This is a genomic window from Adhaeribacter rhizoryzae, assembly GCF_008629685.1.
GTDB lineage: Bacteria > Bacteroidota > Bacteroidia > Cytophagales > Hymenobacteraceae > Adhaeribacter > Adhaeribacter rhizoryzae.
In genome coordinates this window covers 1-19,844 of sequence record NZ_VWSF01000031.1, presented here as the reverse complement: position 1 = coordinate 19,844, position 19,844 = coordinate 1, and the positions used below count along the sequence as shown (strand labels likewise).

Genomic DNA, 19,844 nt, shown 5'->3' with positions numbered 1-19,844 from the left:
ATATAATTTTCTCTACTTTTTAGGAAGGGAAGCGCGATTCATTTCAAACAGTTGCCGGTCCTGCTCAATGAGTTGCTTCAACTCTTCTTCTTTGGGTAGATAAACCAGGTATTTGGAAGCAAATAATTTTTCATTTTCAGACAAAACCGAATATTTTACGACGGCTTCATCTTTTTCGGCACAGAGAATAATGCCGATAGTGGGATTGTCGTCGGGTGCTTTTTTCAAATCTTCGTACATCCGCACGTACATATCCATCTGCCCGATGTCCTGGTGCGTCAGCTTGCCCGCTTTTAGGTCAAGCAGCACAAAGCATTTAAGATGATAATTATAGAATACCAGGTCGATGTAAAAATCGGAAGTATCGGTAACAATATGTTGCTGCCGGGCTACGAAAGCGAATCCCTTGCCGAGTTCGAGTAAGAATTGTTGCAGGTGATTGATAAGAGCGGTTTCTACATCTTTTTCGGTTGATTTCTCCCCGGCTGGTACCCCTAAAAACTCAAAAATATAAGGGTCTTTGATGAGCGATTTTCCTATTTGTCCTATCTCCTCTGCGGTTGGCTCTTTTTCCTTCTGCCCTGACTTTTCGGTCAGGCTCCGCTCAAAGTACAAGGTGTGGATATTGCGTTCCAGTTCCCGGCTGTTCCAGCCGTTTTCAACCGATTGCCCGATATAGTAGAGGCGTTTTTCTGCGGTTTCTAACCGGGAAAGGAGCCGGTAATGCGTCCAGCTCAATTCGGTACGCACTGCGTTCCAAATTGGGAAAGCCAGGTAAAACGCCCGCATGTTATTCAGGTTTCGGACATCGAATCCCTTTCCGAACTCCTGGGTGAGCGCCTGAGCCAGGTTCTTTAATACTTTTTCGCCATAAGCTGCCCGGGAAGCGCCCTGTTGCTCATCTTCCACAATAAGCTTTCCGATTTGCCAGTAGCTTTCGAGTAAAAAACGGTTGATAGCCCGATACGATTTGGCTCTGGCGGATGCTATAATCTGTTTAATGGCGATAAGAATATCGCTTTCCGGCTTTTCTACTTCTTGGTTCATGTATTAATAAAACTTAGTAACCTCCGCTATAGCTTTACAGAATATTACCGGTTGCGCTGTATAAGTAAAGCTTTGCCCGTACTATGCTATATGCTTTTCTTTTATTACGCTGAGCGAGAAAGAGGTTAGTAACTTTCTGTTCCTACCGTAAATTAAATCCAAATACGGATAAGGAACAAAAGGGCGTGCCTAAGCCAGGATATTAAAGGAGGTCTAAAGGGGAATGCGGCTGCTTTTCTTTATCCAGCGTTTTAATCAGCTCATACAAGATAGAATAGTTCGAATTAGCTTGCAGCAGGTCTACCTGTTGTAAGCTGTTGACGAGTAGCTTGCGATTACAAATATTCAGCCGGTGAATCATGGGCACAATGCTGTTGAGGTACCGGTTGTAAAAACCCACAATGTCTTCCACTCTGTCCGGAATTTTATACCCGGATTTACCCTGAATACTGACAATAAGTACGCCGGCATCCCGCAACTGCTGAATGCATACGCGGAGTTGCTGCTCGGAAAAGGTCGGGAATACTTTTTTTTGTTTGTCAATGATTTCGTATTTCTCTACCAGCCTGTCCGGCACCGTACGAAACATGAGGTATAAATATTGCAGTACGGCTTGTGCCTCCTCGGAAAACCGGTGGTGCTCGGCGAGTGCCTGGCGAGCCGAGGCGGCGGCTATTTTAGTTATCCATTCGTTCTTCTCCTGGTCCCGTTCCGGCACGGATACAGCAAAGTCGGTTTTCTCGAATGGGAAGAAGTCTACAAAGCTGCGGTCGTGGAGCAAGTCGAATAAGAAAGTGGCTTTATCGTGGCTGTGGCTGGTGCAGTAAATTTTACCTAAACAGCCGGCAATAAAATCTGCCAATTGAACCAGGGGCTCTGCTAATTGGTCGTCTACTAACCGGTACGTACGATCCGGGGTAAATAAATCCCGTTGAATAACTTTGGTATTAATATAGTGCTGCAAGCTTTGCCGGAACTCGGGCCAGGCTAACTGGTCGGCATGGATGGAAAAGGCCGTAAAGTTCTGGGGAAATTGCTTTAAGAAGATGCGGTTAAAGTATTTGTAAAAGACCTCATTATACGCCAGTCCCTCTCCTGTTACTTTGCTTTTATTGATGACTAGGCTGAGAACCAGGAAATTTAGTTGCCGCAGTTCCTGCAAAATAGCCAACCGCATCTGAAAGCCCAACTCGTCATCCGGAATTTGGCTGGACTGAATGGGATGCCCTTGGAAATAGCGTTGACTGATGCTGTCCCGCAGTTGCCGGGCTTGCGTTAGCTTGGCTTCTTCAATTAAAACGGCCGAGAGTACTAAATGCGAAAAGCTGCCGGCTTGTTCCCGGTTCTGGCTGGTATTACCAAATTCATCGACAAAGATGTGAAGGTGCTGCATAAGTTAAGTACGTAAAGCAAGTCCTTTATTTACCTAAGTTAAAAATTATTTCTTATGCCGGTAGTCTTACTTTAAAAATCCTTTGGTTATTCCTTCAGCTAAAGAGAATGTAAGGCTGACCAATTGCTGGCAAATAATAACTGTTAAGCTCCAACACTTTGTTGATTTATAAATAAGTATATATGTGTACAAAATAACAAATTAAAAAATTAATAGGTTAATTTGTTAACTTATTAATTTGTAAATAAAAGTTAGAGGGAATTATAACCAAACAGTTTAGCCTGGATATTCACTTAAACTGATAGCAGCTAATTAGCTTATTTAATGGAGAATTTAAGTGGGCAGGTGGGGAAAAGATTAAATTTAATGGTTACTTGGAGAGGACGTTCTTTGCAATTCAGAAAACAGCTATTTGAAAAGCTTTATTTCATTGCGGCTGCATCCAAGCGTTCCTGCAATGCCTGGCATTTAGCTTTTAATTGCCTGATTCTGTTTATATACAAAGCTTCTTTATGTTCCCAGGGTAAGTTCTTGAATCGTGGATCTGCCGGTGTTATAGAATAATCTACCTCGCCTAAGGGTTGAACTTCGGATGGGACAGTTGATGCAGATGCTGGATTTGGATGGTGGTGGATGATAATAGGTTTACGAAAATTACTGGCTTTTAAGAATAACCGCCGGAATCCCCATATTAGCAAACCAATAATTAGAAATGGAGCTAAAAGATTAATAAAAGGCTCCAGTAATTCCTTAAAGTTTATATACTCCGGTTGTTTTTGCAATAACAGGCTAACCATAACGCCAGCTTTAAAAAACAGCTAATTCAGCTAGTTGTTTCTTTTTCTTTACTTTTATTTTTCTTTTCTGGTTTTAATTTTTCCGGTATTTATTAAATCGCATATATCCTGCATCTCTGCAATTGTAAATGTTTGGTGTTTCTTTTTGAAATCCCAAGTAGCCCGCGGCATTCCTATTCCTTCGTAAACATAAACTTGTTTAATACCAAAAGATGCTAACAGGCCAGGTAGCTTTTCTTGCAGTTCCAGAAACTTCCTCACCGGTTCATCCGAGATTTTCATTATACTTAATTTATAGTTATAACGCTGGTTAATTACAATTGCAAATCTGATTCTGAAAGCAGGTGTAAGTTCAGAGTTTAAGGGTGCTGAAGCTTAAGTATTTAATTCAAAGTTATTTAAGCCCATAAAGTACACCCTGGTTATACTGCTTGGTGCTGGAGATAAGCCGTTTTGTTCTTATTGCCAGGTGTTCTAAGCTCCATAAAAATACTTTTTACCTACCTCACCCCTTCTCAGAAGAGAACGTAAAAAGCATACGGAATAGGTATTTATATGATGCTTTTTTGTATAAATATTTACGCATTTTGGTATATCGTATTTATAAGCTGTATGCTGGTCTTAAAGGCATGAGGGGGAAGAATCTGCTAAATCAAAAAATTATTAGTAGTTTATTGCATCACGATGTGGGTAAAAGCTGTGTCAATTGATTACTAAAGGAAATTACAATTATGTCTGATAATTTAAAGCTTTGCTATATATTAGCATATATATGGAGAGTTAAACCGGGCTTCTAATTATAAAAATTAATAAGGTATCAGGGGTAATACTACTCCACACATAAGACTAATAACCGGAACGAACTCCGTTTATCCATTAGTTGGTGGCAATAAAACAATAATAAAAACTTATCTTTTAAAAATGACCAGATACCTTACTGAACAAGAAATAGGAACTCTTTTAAATTTAAGCAAAACGATAGAAGTTTTCTTTGGTAGAAATAAGGAGGACAATGAAATAATAAGCTGGGTTGACCTGCAAAAGGGGAAAAATAATCGAATTCAAGTAAATTATTATGAAGTGTATGATGAAGGTAGCCTGGATTGGCTGGATTTATATGCCTTCTCCTTCGTTGACCCTGATAAGTATTTTGAAACAGAAGAATTTAAAAATATTGAGGATGCTGTAAAGCATATAAAAGAGAAATACAACATGCCTGAACCTAAGTTTCTGAATAGGGGCGGAATCCAAGATGAATATGAAAAATTATTAATAGCTGAGGGCCGGGAATAAAGAATTACAGCCACCAACAACGTGTATACTAAACCCCTGCTTCGCTACGGGTGTCGCATACACGCGGCCCGTTACCTGCAATGATACCGTAACCCAAGCGCAGCATAGCCTGGCCATTCGTCCAAATGGGAGTTATTAAATATTTTTCCCTTTGTTCCGGAAACTACTAAAGATATGCGGTTACTAAAGAAAATATCAGCTTCCGCCCCAGCTTGCGGCCCATAAGTAAAGCGCGTTCGGTAGGCCTTGTCGTTTTCACTATTCTCTAAAGCTAAAAGCTCATTTGTTCTTTCGTAAGCACCGCTAACTCCCAATAGCAGGTGAAAGTAAACAGCCTCCCCAATCCGGAATAGTTCCGGGGCTATAAACAGGCGGCTACTTAGGGCCAGGTAATTGCCCGCCGCAGATAGTTCACCGTGTTCCCGTAAACCGCTAACCCGTAAAGTTAATTTATCGGTGAGGTAATTAGCATAACTTACTTCGTAGAATGTTCCTTTATCAGTTCGACCCAGATGCGTTCCCCAGGCAGAAATATGCTTAACATGCCTTTGTGCGAATGCTACCGGGTATGGCACCATAAATACTCCTAAAAATAAGATTAAAAGGGCCTTTTTCATTTAGTTGTTTTTGTTTCGCCGTTCCAATTCAATCAATTGTTTTTGGGCCATTAGGTCGGTGTAAACCATTTCGGCAGCCAAGTGGGCCGGACCTTTGTGGGTGCTCTCAGCCAATAATTTGTCCGCTTCCTGCCGCAGCTGCATGGCTCTCACCATATTTTCGTTCGAGACATTTAGCATAGCCATCCGCTCCCCTTCGGACATGGCGTACCTACCCGGATTTTTTAGGGTAGCATTCATTTCTATGCTTTGTTCGGTCATTTCATCGGCTATTTTATAATAGTTTAAAGCCGTCTGAATTTTCTTTTTCTGGCTCATTTCCTCGTAGGCATACGTCGAAACGGCTGCTTCTTCCCGGCGCTCGACGTATTCTGCGGAACTCATGCGGCCGTTAATATCCGAATCGCCGGCAGTCCGGGAAAAAACAGAAAATATGGTTTTAATATCTTCTTCCGGGTTATTGTTTTGTAAAGCAATCCGCAGCCGGTGCGCTTTCGAGAAATGGGGCATATACGAAGTGCCGGAGCTGTTACCGGACATGGCCAGAGCACGGGCAAATAATTGCTCCGGGTTCGAGATCCGCAAATCCATAATGCTGTTTACTTTTCTTAAATCTGCCTGAATTTGTCTTTGCAGCGCTAAACTTTCCGAAGTTAAATCCTTTACTTCACCAGTTATATCTTTGGTCACTCCGGCAATGGTGCGGGCATCTTTTATTACCTGGTAGTTCTGCACGGTTTCGGCCCATTGGGCCAGGCGCTTGGCAAAATCGCTGATATGTACGCCCATGTGCAGCGGGTCATTCACCACAAATTGCGCATCTGTATTATTGGGCCGCGATACCAGCAACCCGGCAGCCAATAGGGTTATTACTATCTTTTTCATACCTCCCCTGTTTAGATTTAAAACGAATTTTTAATAAGTGCTCCCAACCGGCGCCATATTCATTTGCCCGGCTGCCGCCGAGGTAATTAATATTGGGTAACCATCTGGCAGTAACACATCCCGGAGTTTTTGGCGGGTTTTAGGGCGGGAGATGGCATTGGCTGCTACCCGGCCGGCTACGCCCACTACCGAGTTGGCACCGGACGCAGAGCGGTCGATGGCCGTACTGATTTCCTGGCCGGTTTGCCGCTGCATGTCGTAAATTCCCCGGTCTACATCTTTGGCAATCCGCTTTTCCGGATCAATCATAATGCCCGGCATGTAATTATAATCGTAAATACCGGCCGCCACTTGGGTTGGCCCCAGCCGATCAACATTAAGAGTAATCCGATTGGGTTCTACTTTAGCCACGCCTGCAAATACCATATTCTTTTGAAAGGTAACCCCCGATATGACGGCATCTTCCAGCAGGCGCATTATTACCACCGAACCGGTTCTGATTTTTTGCTCGCCCGAAATCACGCATTTATAAAATACATCTGGTGTCAGATTGGCTGGTTGACTATTGCCAGATGCTGGGTTATTGCGGCTATTTCTGACTTTGTACGTGTTGAAGCCATCGGCACTATAAAGGGTTGGGGGAGCTGCCTGGTTAGGGCGGCTTGCCCCCGGTTCCCGGTAGCGTTTACCGGTAGTTTGCTCGTAAACCTGGCGGGTCTGCGGCGAAGATGCCGCCAACATGCGCAGCACATCCGGGTTGGTTTCAAAAGGTGTTCCGTCCGCATCGTAAGCAGGTAAAGCATATTTTTTCCCTACCGCCCTATTCTTGTTTGCCGCCAAATCACCATTTCGGGAATTCCCGGTGCTGCGCGAAACAACAACCTTTTGAGTACGATATTGGCCGGTGGTTCTGTCTTGTACGGTTGTTTCGATGGTATCGAGGTTAAGCGCAGCCAGGCGGGCTTGTTCTTTTCTTTGCCGTTGCAATTGCAAATTGTACCGCCTACGGGCGGCTTGCCCAACTGTATCTATCACAAAAGCATTTACCACTTCTTCTTCTGTGGGGCCAGCGGCCGCATGTTGCGCCTCCTGTTCCGCTTTGCGTTGTTCTTCCAGGATAACCGAGGGTGATTTATTTTCTATGTTTTCCGTGCTTGCTTCCGGTATAGCCTGCTCTATATTTTCTGAAGCCGCCGCTACTGGTACCACGGCTGAGGAAGCGGCTTTCTGGGCGGACTTTAACCACAGAAATAGCCCAAAAAATATCAGGACAACTAATCCTATGAGGAATTTAAACCAATGTTCTTGTAGCATTTCTGTCGGGGTGCGTTTTACCGGCTTCAGCAACACAGCATTTTTATCTGCCTGATCGGGTTCTTCAAAACTCATTTCGTTCTGGTACTGGTTAAGCTTTTCCATAGCTCCGTTTTCCTTTAAAAACACTTGGTTAAATGCTGGCGGCTTTATTAATTATTTTGCTCGGAATTGGTAATACCAGTACCCGCGCTCCATTCAGTTCCCGTAAGGTTACTTCCAGGTACCCGTTTTCGGTGGCGGCATAAAGCGGAATGGCATAGGTCAAGTAGCCGGTTGTGCGCCCGGTAATATTTTGGTTGGCTTCTCCGCCGGCGGGCTCCAGTGGCCGCCGCGCCTGGTTTTTCTTCCTTCCCAGGAATTTCTTTTTCGAATTTTCTACCAGCTGAAAATCCGTGAAATCTACATTGTAATCAATGTTGGTTTTATTAATGACTTTAAAGCGCAGATAGGTGAAATCCTTGTCGTTGCGAATATTGGCCAGGGACAGCACCAAGTCATTTTCGATTACCGCTACTGACTGAAGTTCTTCCTTCACTTTCCGTAGCTTAGAGAGGTTACTTGCCACTACCTCCTGATTGGCTTCCGCTTTGTCCATAGCCAGGGCATTTTCCGTAGTTCCACCAGTTGCCATCGTGCCGGTGTTGTTATTAAAATCATACAATTGCAAAACCGGGCCTGCCTTGTAAACCAATCTTCCCATCCAGTATTTAGAGCCGTAGCGAATTAAAATGGGTGTTGGGGTGGTATTCTTTTTCCGGGCCCGGACAAAAACCGCATTGGCTTCTATTTTAACCGAATAATTGTCGGCCATGCCCACATCAACCAGCGATACAGGCCCATTGAATACCATATAAGTAGTGGAAGAATCGGAAACAGCGATATCCGACAATCGGGTAACTTTTTGCGCTTGAGCCGCACCGGTTGCCAAAACCAAGAGATAGAAAATGTAAGTGAATCGGAATTTATTCATGGTGCTATAATTTTGTTTTGAATTATCGGCCTGGTTGTACCGCTTCGTCTGGTAAAGCCTCATTAGAATACCCCTGCGATGGCGCTACGCCGGCACCGGCGGCTGCATCGCGTAATCTTCGCTGGCGATCCGCTTCCTGCTGCTTCAAAAATTCTTTTTCTTCCCGCGAAACCGGTGGGTTGTAAGCGATATAGTCGAAATTGGTAATTAATAAACCGTAGGGATTCTCGTCCGAACGATCGGTTTCAATTAAATTAAACCTAGCTGCCATGGGTAGACTTTGCCGTTGCTGGTCTCCTATAAAAATGCGCTGCTTGGTGTAAACCCGACCAGAATATGGCCGGGCACTCATATCCAGGTAAATACTGTCTACATCCAGAACCGAACGGGCCGAATATCGCTGGTAATTTTGCAGTACTTGGCCCCGGTTAAAGTTTTCAAATATCCGGCGACCACCCGCGCCCTCTATTAAAGGTAAAGCCGCATCTAAATTTTGTTTAAAGGTGTATTGGTCATGGCCAAACATGGTTCTCATGAAGCCCTTTATCATGTTTCTGGCTTCAAAAGGTGTATGGGTATTTTCCTGCACCGCCAAGGCCGCAGCCGAGCCGGAATTGGTAACCACATATACCCTGCGCCCGGCATCCTGGGTAACTTTGTAAAAGCCATAACCTGCGCTTACTGCCAATACCACAAACCCAATGATACAGGCCAGGGCAATGGTTCGCATGGTTTTAAAAGAAGTGTTCAAATCCCTTACATTATTCATGTTGCTCTTTCTTAGTAGTTTGAATATTATTAATCCTTAAACAAATCTTCTAAATCATCATAGGCAGCCAGCTTTTGAGTAGTATAAGTCTGCCTAATGGCCGTACCTGCGTTTTCTGAAGCACTCATAGTGGGTAAAGTGTTGCCCGTGTAAGCAACAGAACTTTTGGTATTCGTTCCGGAGCTATTGCCCGTACCACTTTCACCGGAAGATTTATAATTAGAACCCGGACTAATAGAAGATTTAGAAACGCTGCTGCCGGCAGGTGTTGTAGTTGCCATGGGGGTAGGCGTACTGTTTTTATACCGGACCGGAGCAGCTATTCCGCCACCTGAAGCCATTGCCGGTGCAGAATTATTGCTGTTGCTACTATTGGAACTAAAACCCGGACTGCTACTACTCGTGAACTTGACACTGCCGGATCCACCGGTGTTGGTAAATCCCATCGCTCTGCCCAGGGCACTACTGGCCCCTCCTCCTGCTGCTGCCGGAAAGGCAACAGCTCCGGCGGTTGCAGCGGCCCCGGCCGCCATGCCTACCGCCGCCCCCATAAAAGATTGTACCGCTGTAGAACCAATAAAATAACTGGTGAGCGTGGGTACCATAATGTACAGAATTATAAAGGCAACCGACATCAGCAGAAATTGCGCATCGTTATAACTCTGGTCAGCCATAGCCATGCTGCCGAACATCCCGCTGGCTATTGTATTCTGTTCCGCAAAATTGGCGTAAATCAAATCCAACAAGTTCATAGTTAAGGCCCAGAACTGAACCGCAATAAAGTTTTGCAGCCACTTAATAGCCAATCCCGAGAAAGCCGGAACAACAGAAAGGCAAATGGCAATTGGGCCGATTACGTATAGAAACCCTAAAATAAATTGCCGGATAAACAACACGGTTTGCCGCACGATTAGCACAGTGGTAGTAGTAAAGAATTGCGTAATCAGGTTCATGATGGAAAAGCTCGCAATGCTGTTGTAGATTTTGGAGTACCAGGCGCCACCCTGCTCTACCACATCCGACGGGGCCACATTATCGGATTGCGCAGCAGCGGCAATGCCGGGCGGAGTTGTTAGTTTCTGCAAAGCTTCCCCAACGTTCTCCGTGCCATCAAATAGCTGGGTAACGGCTTTAATGCCGGCTCCCAGAATGTTCATTAAGTCCTGGTAAAAGAAGAGCAGCAGAAATAATGTCAGGGCCTTAATGACCGGGGAGAAATCTATTTGTAAACCATGCCCCGACAGGTAACCCCGGCCTATAGAAATAAGCAGGGCAATGCTCATAAAAGTGGGGGTAATAAAGCGGCAGATAATTAAAACGGTTTCTAGCGACTGATCGCAGGCGCGGAGGAAACTGTCGTTGATGCCGTGAGCTACAAAAAGTAATTGTGTTACCATACTATTTTCCTAGTAATCCGGCCCTTTTATCTTCTGTAAACTGCTCCACTGCATAATCTAAGCGTTGCTCGGTATAGGTTTCAAAAATTGGTAAGCCATTTTCGGTTTTTACTTTGCCATTCTTATCAATAACAAACCGCTTATGCTGTTGCTGATATCGTTTCACCAACCGGTTCAGGTGATTTCGCTCCAGCGGCTTCGAACTCAGAATGGCGTTTAGTTCCGGGGCAGCTTCCAGAACATATACCTTACCTTTGGATCCTTGCTTGATAAAAAACTCCCGGAAATCAGCGGTAGACCGAACAGATTTTATTAAATCCATTTCGTGGTTGGTAAAGCCCAAAGGTGTTTGCAGCTGGGCCATGGAATCGGGGTTGGCGTGCCGCAGAATTATTTTGGTAGAGCTGTTATTAATTAGCGCGTAGCCAATTTTGCTTTCTACAATTTCGCCAATGCCTTGGGTAATGATGGTAATGGACCCGTTTGTTTTCCGGATGGTGCGGTACATGGATACTATAAAGTCTTCCATTACGCCGCCGGAAAGCATGGCCCAGGCTTCGTCCAGGGCAATATATTTAATGTCGTCCGGAAATTTCCGGAACAAGTCCAGGGAGAGCTCGGTAATGAGCATGGCCACCACCGGGTACAAATCGGGATCGGTTTTAACCTTAGCCAAGTCAAAACAAATGAGCCGGTATTCCGAAAGCTCCACGTCCTGCCGGGCATTAAGTACGCGCTCATAACGTCCGCCTTCGGTAAATTGCGCGAGCACTAAAAAGAACTGATGAAGATCAAAGTAACTCATATCTTGTTTGTACTGGCTGCGCATTTCTTCCCTACCGTCCGGTTCTACTGGAGTATGCTGCATTTGGGCATCAAATCTTTTTACAAACCGGACAAAACTTGCCATGCCAGGCATTTCTTCATCGGTTTGCCCTGCATTGCCAGCCTCGTTCAGGTATTTGTAATACTGGATCAAGAACCGGCTCAAAATGGCTCTTTCGGATTTATTTAAGGGCGCACCTTCTACCCCGCCTTTCCAGAGTACAGCCAGCAACGACAAGTGAAAATTTATTTTTTCATCGTTGTACAACCATTGCCGGCCATTGGCAGAGCGGGGTACCAGGAAGGGATTAAATTCAATCGGGTTATCGGGGTCGTACTCGAAATAAGTATTTTCAAAATCAACGCCGTTCAACGACTGTACCACGTTGCGGTAGGTGCCGCCAATATCAATCAGAATTTGCCGCGCCTGGCGTTCATGCCGCTGCACCACGATAGAACCAAACGTATAACTTTTGCCCGAACCGGAAGGCCCGATTACAATGGCGTTTTGGTTATCTAAGTCGGTGTTAAATAAGTTTACCTGTAGTAAATTCCGGTTCCGGTCACAAAAATATTCCCCTACTTTATCGGTTTTATAAGTTGCCGTCCAGTGCATATAGCACACACCGCGGTCGGCCGTGGTTACCAGCCACCTGTCCGGAATCTGATAACCATTGCCGGGTAAAAGGCCAAAATACAGGGGTAAGGCCAGATAAGATTCCACTACACTTTCGGTACCAAACATATACCGGAAAGCGGCCATGGTTTTTTCAATATTTTCTTTCCTAAGGAAATCGTTTGTTTCCCAAACCAGAACCGACAGGTGTAAACCAATAATCTGTTTGTTTTCGGCCCGCACTTCGGCGGTAAACTGTTCTATTTCTAAAGCCCTTAACTGGTTATCCTGGGTGGCCAGCCGCGAAAGGGAATTATTAAGCTTCCGGTCGGTATCCAGGCCCGAAAGGGCTGCCCGCGTGTCATGAATGGCAAACGCCTGCGTTAAAATATGCGGGCATTGCAAGGAATTAGTAAGCGGATATAGCATGGGCGCAGTAACCCCGTAGCTGTTAAGAACAGCGGGGTACTGTTCGCTACCCTGCCCAATCATAGAGATAACATTAACTTTATGCTCTCCTACGGCCAGGGTCCCAACCGCATTACAAATTTCGCGCTCCTGGCTACCGGGCAAAGAGTCAAAGCTCATGTTAAAGTATTGGTGGTACAGCTCGCTGATTTCCTCTGCGCTTAAACGCTCTAATTTAACTTCACTGGTGTCGGATAAGGTAGAGGCAAATTCATGAGCGGCGGCTTCAGCTATTTCCAGGGTTTTAATTAAACTTTCAAAGGGATTCCTGATCAGAGACTCCCCCATGCGGGAAATTAAAGCATTAAGGGCATTGGTTTTAATGGGTTTAACTTCGGCAGGAGCAAAACTTATAAACAGGTAAGACTTCTGAAAAAGCACTAGTCTTTCGAAGAAATGCTTATTCATTTTACCTTCAAAATAAGTTTGCTCTTTCTTATCTTCGCGGTAAGGCCGGTCGTAATAAATATCTGTTTTCTGAATAATGGTATTAACCGGTAAAGGCCGCATCGCTCCCATCAGGGTATTGTTGAAAGTAACAAAGTCCTGTTCAGTCCAGGCCTCCATTTCGGCTGGTTCTACCCGAAACCCAACTCCTACCCGGCCATCTTTAAAGATAACTTTATCTGCTTCGAAGGAATGTACCGGCATCACAGCGCTAAAAGGTACTGTTTTATCTTTTTTCATTTTTCAGAGCTATTGGTAGAACAGAGCCGACGGCAATCCGGCGGGGTTGCACAAATTTGAAAGACAACCAACTGATGAGAAATCCGGGTGGACGGGTTTTGGTCAGGAATCGCAGGAATAAAACCAGGCTAATTTCGAGAAGAAAAACCACCAGATAGACCAAACGCGGAATGTGGATGAGCATGTTAAGAAAGCCAAGCAGCAGGATTGAGCCAATAAAAAGCCCTACTACCAGGCCCAAATCCATAATATTCATACCCAGGACCTGAGCCGGTTTTTCGATACTTTTATAAGAGCGCATAAAGCAGGCTTTTAGCGTACGCCACCTTCACCGCCCACTGTTCCTACTAAATCATCTTTAAAGAACTGGAAGCCGAACCACAAAATTACGCCACCTACCAGCCAGCCCAGCGCTGAAAGCGCATCGGGGTTACCGTTTACAAATTTCATTACCACCCGGATCAGGCCAATTACCAGAATAATGGAGAATAAAATCTGAACAATTGTAATAATGGTTTCCTGAACCCCGGATAAGGCTGCGGCGGTGCCTCCCTGCGCCATAGTTTGCTGCATCATAGCCAATCCTAATGCGGTAGTCATTAACCTTTTTTCCCAGGCGGAAGCATTATACGTGCTACCCTTTGCTAAAAAAGAATGCGATGCATTTGAGAAATTAGCCAACAGGCCAACCCCTCCTCTTTTCGATTTGGTTAACATTGTTTCTAATAATTGAAGGTTTAAGGGAAGTAAATAGACAGGGGTATTAAATGGTACTACAAAGTATTCCCAAAAGCCTACTGATTTCCGTTTTGTGAATCAGCGCCCGGTTTTACCGTTGCAGGATTACCAAGAAATAAATCCCCGAGTGCTTCTTTTTGGTTCGTTAATTTAGCACGTAATGCGGAGCCCTTGCGGGTACGGTGTTCGGATACGGCTTGCCGGTTTCTAATATCGTTACTGGTACTGGCTGGGGCCGTAACAACGTTGTAAAAAAGAGAAGGAGCAACTTTGTTGTGCTCATCTTCCGGGTTTACAGAGCTGCGGAGCGCAGGTTCTGGATGGGTGCTAACAGGCTTATCTTTTTGGGGACCTATTTCCGGAAAGAGGTCCTCAGTAAATTCCCCGGTGGGGGCAGAAGTTTTAAGGCTTCCTGTTTTTTCTTTGTCTGGGATAAGTTTAGAAGGTGATTTACTATGTTCTTCCTCGTATGCCGCCCTTCGGGTAGTATTATCTACCAGTTTTTGAATAATGTTTTCTTCTGGGTTTATCCTTGGCGCTTCTGGCTTCGGAACAACAGGTTTTACAAAATCGCTGACATCGTACCTGTATTTTCTGATGGTAAGGTAACGGTTTAAATCAGGTGGAAGAGGCTTTTTATATTTTCCTTTACCACCACCAAAGAACCGCCACCATATTAAAGCCACTAACAGCAGTGCTGGTATAAGCACTAAACCCGTTAAAAAGGCTTGCAGCGGCATATTTATAAGCTTTTACGAAATAAGTTGTACAAAAGTTAGTGAAAAGTTAGCAAAAAACTAGTGAAAAGTTAAATTATAATTTAGTTAATAAAAAACTATAAGATTGTTAGTACGTAGTTATAAAAAAGTAGATAAAAGAAATTTATAACTTATTTTATTGCAATTATTTATTAATTAAAATATATAATTATAAATTGTAGGCTGGTATAGCAATTTGCAATTGCTAAATTTCCATATAAACATAGGGGCTGGGTAGGTAGGGTTAAATTACCAATTGTTAAAACAGCTTTATAAATGCCTACTACTGACGCCGTAAAACCCTTGGGGTTCCCAAACCCAAATTTATTTGTGCTGTATGCAGATGTATTGCGTTACATCCAGTACCGGTTAAAAATTTTGGGTCATGGTCAATTAAAACCTTTCTGTTTACAGCATTCACTCCCTTATACCACTATTGTAAACCTAAAAAACAATACCCTTAAAAGAAAAGAACACCGCCTTTTACAAAAATTACTAGCCGCTCTATCATTCGAAACAACGGCTTCCCAGAACCCAGTAGCTGCCGGCGAAAACGACCGTTATCTTTTTCTTTTTCCCGGCCAGGAGGAATTACAGCAATTTAGAGATCAGCTGGCTTATATCGACAGCCAGGCTAAGTACCAACCCCACTAAATACGAAGAAAGGCTTTAGGCTTTTTAGCGGACACGGCGGGACTTTCCCGCTTTTTGCATTTTATAGGATCTGTATCATTAATCGGTGTGTTATGGAACGTAGAGCATTGGAGAACGACCCGCAGGAACTAGATAAGTTTAAGCAAAAAATAGACTTAGTAGAATATGCCCAACGCCAGGGCTACCAAATTACAGCACAAGGAAAACGGGGCGATTGGCAACATCTGGAGAATAACGGCGAACACCTCATTGTAAGCCGGAAAGATAATAAGCAGGTTTACCTGAACCCCGGCGATGACCGCGACCGCGGAACCATCATCGATTTTGTAAAAACCCGCGAACATAAAAGCCTGGGTGAAGTGCGGTTGCACCTGCGCGAATACCTGAATGAGTATCCGGAACCCAGTCCGGCCTATAATATAGCCCGTAACGACCATCACCTTAATAGTTTTTCGGTTAAGCCTATACGGCAATCGGGCCAGGCGATTTCGGATTTAGAAACAGCGGAAGAGCAACGAACCCGGTTAATTGCCGAGGTGCTGGGCATCCGGAGAGAATTAAGCGACCGCAGCTATTTGCATAGCCGGGCACTTACCGATGAAACCATTGATAACCCAGCTTTTAAAGGGCGGGTTTTTACCAGCCAGCAGAACGAATTTCATAATACGGCTTTCCCGTTGTACAACGAAAACGGACTGACCAGTGTGGAGCAGAAGAACACCGGCTTTAAGAGCTTACTGGCATTGCCCAAAGACGGCATTTGGGTATCGCACCCGACCCTGGGGAAAGATACGCCCATTGAGCGGTTGGTGGTAAATGAAAGTGCCGTAGACGCTATGAGTTACCACCAGTTAAAATACGATGGCAAAAATACCATGTACATTGCAACGGCCGGCACTGTAACCGAAAAGCAAATAGAACTCATACAGCGGGTAATAGACAAGCAGCAGCCTAGCGAGATTGTATTGGCCAATGACCGGGATGCAGCCGGACGAAAGTTTAATATTAATTACCTGAATGATTTACATCCGGCCCGGCCTTTCCGGGAAGTTGCAAATCAGGAAGCTTATGCCGAAGCGGAAAGCCCAATCGGGTGGCATGGAACGTTGGGGAAATACCACACCAATTTGCGGATAGAATACCACCATGCATCGGCGCCGGAAGGAGCCGAAAGAGTTAAATTATTGGTTAACCAGGTAGCGCGTATTAATTCTTTGCAGGAAGAACCAAGCATTGAGTTGGCAATTCAACGATCGACCGAGAAAAATACGGTTCTGAGATTAAGTGTCGCTAAGGCGGATACCGCGCAGCTGGAAGTTATCAGCCAGGAGCTTTACCGGCAGCGGGAGCAACTCCGGCCGGAGCTGCAAAAGCAACCGGCTAATTTTATCCGGGTAGATTATGCAATAGCAAAGGATTTTAACCGCGATTTGGAATTAATTACCCAAGGGCTTAATCCGGACCAAATCCGGCATCAGGCAATTCTGGACGAACAAGCTAAAGCCACCCAAAAACAGTTACGGGAACAACAACGGGCGGTAGCGCAGCAACAGGAGCTAACCCACCCTGCTGCCGGGCTGCACCAGGTTAAATTACCGCCATCCGGCCCGGCAGCAGGTTCAGAAAAGCAGGTTCTGGTAAAAGTAGAAGAACCGTATAAAGAGAAAGAAAGTAAAGGTCAGGCCGAAACGGTTAAAGATGCTTTAGTACGAAGTGGGGCGAATGTTGGGGATTTGAAAAGCTCTTTTAAAAAGGGTGTTAAGTATACTGAAATTAAGGTTAGTTATCGAACTGACCAGGAGGAAATTGGCAAAATTTCTAAAACTTTAGATGCCGTAGGGGCTCAGCGGGGTAATCAGGTTATGGAGAAAAATCTGGACCGGGCAGAACGCCGGGAAATCGCTAATAAACCGGAAATTCAACGGCCAGCACAACAGGAGATATCCCGGTAAAAAAGCATTGTTCGATTTCTACCAAAAGGTAGCCCCACAGCTCAACGAACCGCTGTATACGAGACCCGTACGTACAGTGGTGTGAGAGGCGCTCCTCATCAGCTAGCGCTGGTGGGGCCGTCTACTCGATTGGCAACAGGCTTTTTTTTATTTAGCTGAAATTACCACTAACCCGTTTTTGCCATTCTCTCCATATAACTGCTTTGAAACGGGTCTTCCTATAATGTTTATTCCTAAAACATCAGCTTTTCTTAGGCTTTTCAAAACCGATGTACTTTCTGAGCTTTTAACTTGATGTCCGTTGATTATCAAAACAGGCAGTTCTTCCGAAGTGCCTAGGTTCGAGTAACTATTTGAAAATTGATTTACTGCCTTAGAGAAATTCTTGCGTATGATTTTTTTATTTTGGTTTCCTTTTGTGGTCAAAAGCACAATTCCCCTTGCTGGTGTGCAAAATACCATATTTTCAGTTGTTGCTTTATCTAAGTAGTCTATTAGTATTAAGTCGGATTGTAAATATGAACTTAATTTATTTTCAATTGAATCTGTGTCAATGGGAAATCCATTCAAAATGTAGAGTGCATTGCTATCTATTTCGGTAGTTGAAAAAGTTTCCACAATCCATTTGTCAACATAATTTTTGCTCAGAGTTTGGCCAAACAAATCGGCGAATCCAATTGCATATAATGTTATAAAAAGGAATACTGCCTTCATTTGATAATTTTATAGCTTGTTGCCAACGGGCCGGGCTAAGGCACACTTTAGTGTGCTTTAGCTGTGGTTAGCACAATTTTTGGTTAATGCTTATTTAAATTCCGAATGAATTTTTTTGATTCAGAAAAGAAGTAAGTTGGGTCTCTTAACCATGGGTCATGACAGACTCCTTTGATGGTTCTTAATTTGGCTAAGGTAAAGATACCTGCATATTTCAAGGCCCAATCCTCAATTTCACAATCCGCCTTATTGCCAAAGAAAATAAGTATTGGTACTCTAACATTGTTTAGTTTATTAAAAAAAGGCCCTGTAATAAGACTGTAATGGGCTTCGCTCTTATTATCACCTACAAAAAACTCTAACTCTTTTTCAACAATAATTAACTTTTCTTTTGCTCCCGGAAGTATTGACTTGCTTGGTAAAATTTGCTCTTCTTTTTTAATAAACTTGTACGTAGCAGGCTTCAGATAGGTGAGTTTCTCCGCTTTGTATTTTATATATTCCTTATCCTCCATCTCTTTCCCTGGCCACTCAACTGTACCTGAAAGAATTAGCGCTTTTATATCTTCGGGATTAGAATAAGCATAAATCATTGCCAGTGAACTTCCCCAGGAGGAACCTGCTAAAATTACTTTTTTTCCTTTGGAAAATGTATCAATAACTCTTTTCAGGTCCTTTACATGCTCCTGCCATATATAACTTTCAGCATCTTTGCTTTTACCACAACCCCTTTGGTCATAATATATTACTTTGGCTACTTTACTGAAAGCATCAAACTCCGGTCGCAGGTATTGATGTGCCACTGATGGCCCGCCATGAAGTACAATAATTGTTTCTGCTTTACTTCCTACTTTCCAATAAGCTAATGCTGGTTCCCCTTGAATAAAACCATCTTGAGAATAAACGGTATGGAATGAAATACATAAGAATATAACCAAAAACAAGTTCTTCATATTCAAAAATTTTACATGAATTTGTGCTAACGTTCTGGGCTATGCGGCGGCAAAGCTGCCGTATAGGTGTGGTGTGCGCCCAGCATGGCGCGAGTAATATTTCCTCTGAAATATACTCAGATTATCCAGGGGGTGCAAATCCCTTATTGGCAAGTTGGTGAAGCCAATTAGCAAGCTGCAAGCTGGTTTGGGGTGACCCAAGCAGTGAAGGAAGCAGGACTGCAAAACCCTGAACGGACGAACAGAAACTGCATAAGAGGCAGAGAATTGTGGGTAAGCAAGCACATCTTTGTGAAGCCCTCTGACCAACAAACAATTCTGTGTAGATGCAGCCGGCTTAGGGGGCTACGATTAGGACACAAATTTTTGGGCCAGGGTCCACCCGTGCAAGATATGCTGGAAGTAATTCCAACCGCGCAAAAGGGTAATCACCCCCGCCTGCTTTTCGTGGGGTTTCCACCCGCCTAATCGGGCTATTATCCAGTAGCACCATTGTAAAGAGTCTTGGGGGTAAGGATTCCGCTGCTTGGCTGTTTTTCCTTCATAGCGTTTTTGTAAAGCCTGCAGACAAGCGACTTCCTGCTGGGTAAAGCTTTCTGCCAGCGGCACGGCTTCTTTCTGTTTAGAAGCCAGGTGCAAGAGCATTATCTTGCTAGCGGCAAACAAAGCCAGCAGCGTGAGTTGCACTAAAGCTTTGCCGGTTTCTAAATCCAGCAGTTCCACCTGCAAGCCTTTCTGCTTTAACAGCCGGAAGACCTGCTCAATGTTCCAGCGTAAACTATACCAGTAGATTAGCTGGTGCGCCTGCTGTTGGGTTTGGACTACATGGGTCGTGAGCAAGCGCCAGTAAATGGGCGCTTGCCCGGCGGGCGCATCTATTTCCTTGGCTTCTACCACATACAGGGCTTTGCCCACGCCTTTCATAACTAACCCCACTTTTGCCCAGCGTAAAGCCACTACCGCTTGCCTGGCTACGCGGCCGCGGCGGGTTTCG

At 44.4% G+C, this 19,844-nt stretch carries 20 protein-coding genes; 3 read left to right on the top strand and 17 right to left on the bottom strand.

Features of this window, described 5'->3' with window-relative positions; genetic code table 11:
- Positions 1-12 precede the first annotated feature (12 nt).
- The 4 genes from F0145_RS24035 to F0145_RS24020 form a co-directional block, all read right to left on the bottom strand.
- Positions 13-1,047 carry a PDDEXK nuclease domain-containing protein gene (locus F0145_RS24035; protein ID WP_150092845.1) on the bottom strand — a complete coding sequence of 345 codons (1,035 nt, stop codon included), beginning with the start codon at positions 1,045-1,047 and terminating at the stop codon, positions 13-15.
- A 202-nt stretch (positions 1,048-1,249) separates the two neighbouring features.
- Entirely contained in the window at positions 1,250-2,440 is a 1,191-nt protein-coding gene (locus tag F0145_RS24030; RefSeq protein ID WP_150092843.1) for a DUF3800 domain-containing protein, read from the bottom strand.
- A gap of 422 nt (positions 2,441-2,862) precedes the next feature.
- On the bottom strand, positions 2,863-3,237 hold the full coding sequence (locus F0145_RS24025; protein WP_150092841.1) for a hypothetical protein: 375 nt from the start codon (positions 3,235-3,237) through the stop codon (positions 2,863-2,865).
- Between the two features lie 54 nt (positions 3,238-3,291).
- Entirely contained in the window at positions 3,292-3,519 is a 228-nt protein-coding gene (locus F0145_RS24020; RefSeq protein WP_150092839.1) for a hypothetical protein, read from the bottom strand.
- A 639-nt stretch (positions 3,520-4,158) separates the two neighbouring features.
- On the opposite strand from F0145_RS24020, the gene F0145_RS24015 reads away from it, so the two are divergent.
- Positions 4,159-4,530, top strand: a complete 372-nt coding sequence (locus F0145_RS24015) for a hypothetical protein (protein WP_150092837.1) — start codon at positions 4,159-4,161, stop codon at positions 4,528-4,530.
- A gap of 71 nt (positions 4,531-4,601) precedes the next feature.
- On the opposite strand, the gene F0145_RS24010 is transcribed toward F0145_RS24015, so the two are convergent.
- The 10 genes from F0145_RS24010 to F0145_RS23965 all read right to left on the bottom strand — a co-directional run bounded on the left by F0145_RS24010 (position 4,602) and on the right by F0145_RS23965 (position 14,559).
- Positions 4,602-5,147 (bottom strand): hypothetical protein, encoded by a 546-nt coding sequence (locus F0145_RS24010; protein WP_150092835.1) that lies wholly within the window; start codon positions 5,145-5,147, stop codon positions 4,602-4,604.
- Positions 5,148-6,032: a hypothetical protein gene (locus F0145_RS24005; RefSeq protein WP_150092833.1), complete on the bottom strand. Its 885-nt coding sequence runs from the start codon at positions 6,030-6,032 to the stop codon at positions 5,148-5,150.
- Positions 6,033-6,062: 30 nt separating this feature from the next.
- Positions 6,063-7,451: a conjugative transposon protein TraM gene (gene traM / locus F0145_RS24000; RefSeq protein WP_150092831.1), complete on the bottom strand. Its 1,389-nt coding sequence runs from the start codon at positions 7,449-7,451 to the stop codon at positions 6,063-6,065.
- Positions 7,452-7,479: 28 nt separating this feature from the next.
- Positions 7,480-8,319, bottom strand: coding sequence for a DUF4138 domain-containing protein (locus F0145_RS23995; RefSeq protein WP_190277628.1), 840 nt, complete (start codon positions 8,317-8,319; stop codon positions 7,480-7,482).
- 22 nt (positions 8,320-8,341) lie between these two features.
- Positions 8,342-9,088 (bottom strand): conjugal transfer protein TraK, encoded by a 747-nt coding sequence (locus F0145_RS23990; protein ID WP_150092827.1) that lies wholly within the window; start codon positions 9,086-9,088, stop codon positions 8,342-8,344.
- 29 nt (positions 9,089-9,117) lie between these two features.
- Positions 9,118-10,485 carry a hypothetical protein gene (locus F0145_RS23985; protein WP_150092825.1) on the bottom strand — a complete coding sequence of 456 codons (1,368 nt, stop codon included), beginning with the start codon at positions 10,483-10,485 and terminating at the stop codon, positions 9,118-9,120.
- A gap of 1 nt (position 10,486) precedes the next feature.
- The gene (locus F0145_RS23980) at positions 10,487-13,081 is read right to left on the bottom strand and encodes a VirB4 family type IV secretion system protein (protein WP_150092823.1); all 2,595 of its coding nucleotides are present in this window, start codon (positions 13,079-13,081) and stop codon (positions 10,487-10,489) included.
- Positions 13,068-13,382: a hypothetical protein gene (locus tag F0145_RS23975; RefSeq protein WP_150092821.1), complete on the bottom strand. Its 315-nt coding sequence runs from the start codon at positions 13,380-13,382 to the stop codon at positions 13,068-13,070. Before F0145_RS23975 ends, F0145_RS23980 begins: the two co-directional genes overlap by 14 nt.
- Positions 13,383-13,393: 11 nt before the next feature.
- Entirely contained in the window at positions 13,394-13,798 is a 405-nt protein-coding gene (locus tag F0145_RS23970; protein ID WP_150092819.1) for a hypothetical protein, read from the bottom strand.
- 77 nt (positions 13,799-13,875) lie between these two features.
- Positions 13,876-14,559, bottom strand: coding sequence for a hypothetical protein (locus F0145_RS23965; RefSeq protein WP_150092817.1), 684 nt, complete (start codon positions 14,557-14,559; stop codon positions 13,876-13,878).
- A gap of 294 nt (positions 14,560-14,853) precedes the next feature.
- Between F0145_RS23965 and F0145_RS23960 the strand changes: the two genes are divergently transcribed.
- Together F0145_RS23960 and F0145_RS23955 are read left to right on the top strand one after the other, a co-directional pair.
- Positions 14,854-15,231 (top strand): hypothetical protein, encoded by a 378-nt coding sequence (locus F0145_RS23960; RefSeq protein ID WP_150092816.1) that lies wholly within the window; start codon positions 14,854-14,856, stop codon positions 15,229-15,231.
- Positions 15,232-15,323: 92 nt separating this feature from the next.
- Positions 15,324-17,183 carry a toprim domain-containing protein gene (locus F0145_RS23955; protein ID WP_150092814.1) on the top strand — a complete coding sequence of 620 codons (1,860 nt, stop codon included), beginning with the start codon at positions 15,324-15,326 and terminating at the stop codon, positions 17,181-17,183.
- Between the two features lie 147 nt (positions 17,184-17,330).
- Here the strand turns inward: F0145_RS23955 and F0145_RS23950 are convergent, their stop codons facing one another.
- The 3 genes from F0145_RS23950 to F0145_RS23935 form a co-directional block, all read right to left on the bottom strand.
- Positions 17,331-17,897 (bottom strand): hypothetical protein, encoded by a 567-nt coding sequence (locus F0145_RS23950; RefSeq protein ID WP_150092812.1) that lies wholly within the window; start codon positions 17,895-17,897, stop codon positions 17,331-17,333.
- An 83-nt stretch (positions 17,898-17,980) separates the two neighbouring features.
- On the bottom strand, positions 17,981-18,850 hold the full coding sequence (locus F0145_RS23945) for an alpha/beta hydrolase (protein WP_150092810.1): 870 nt from the start codon (positions 18,848-18,850) through the stop codon (positions 17,981-17,983).
- Positions 18,851-19,201: 351 nt separating this feature from the next.
- On the bottom strand, positions 19,202-19,844 hold a 643-nt coding region (locus F0145_RS23935; protein ID WP_150092806.1), incomplete at its 5' end, for a transposase.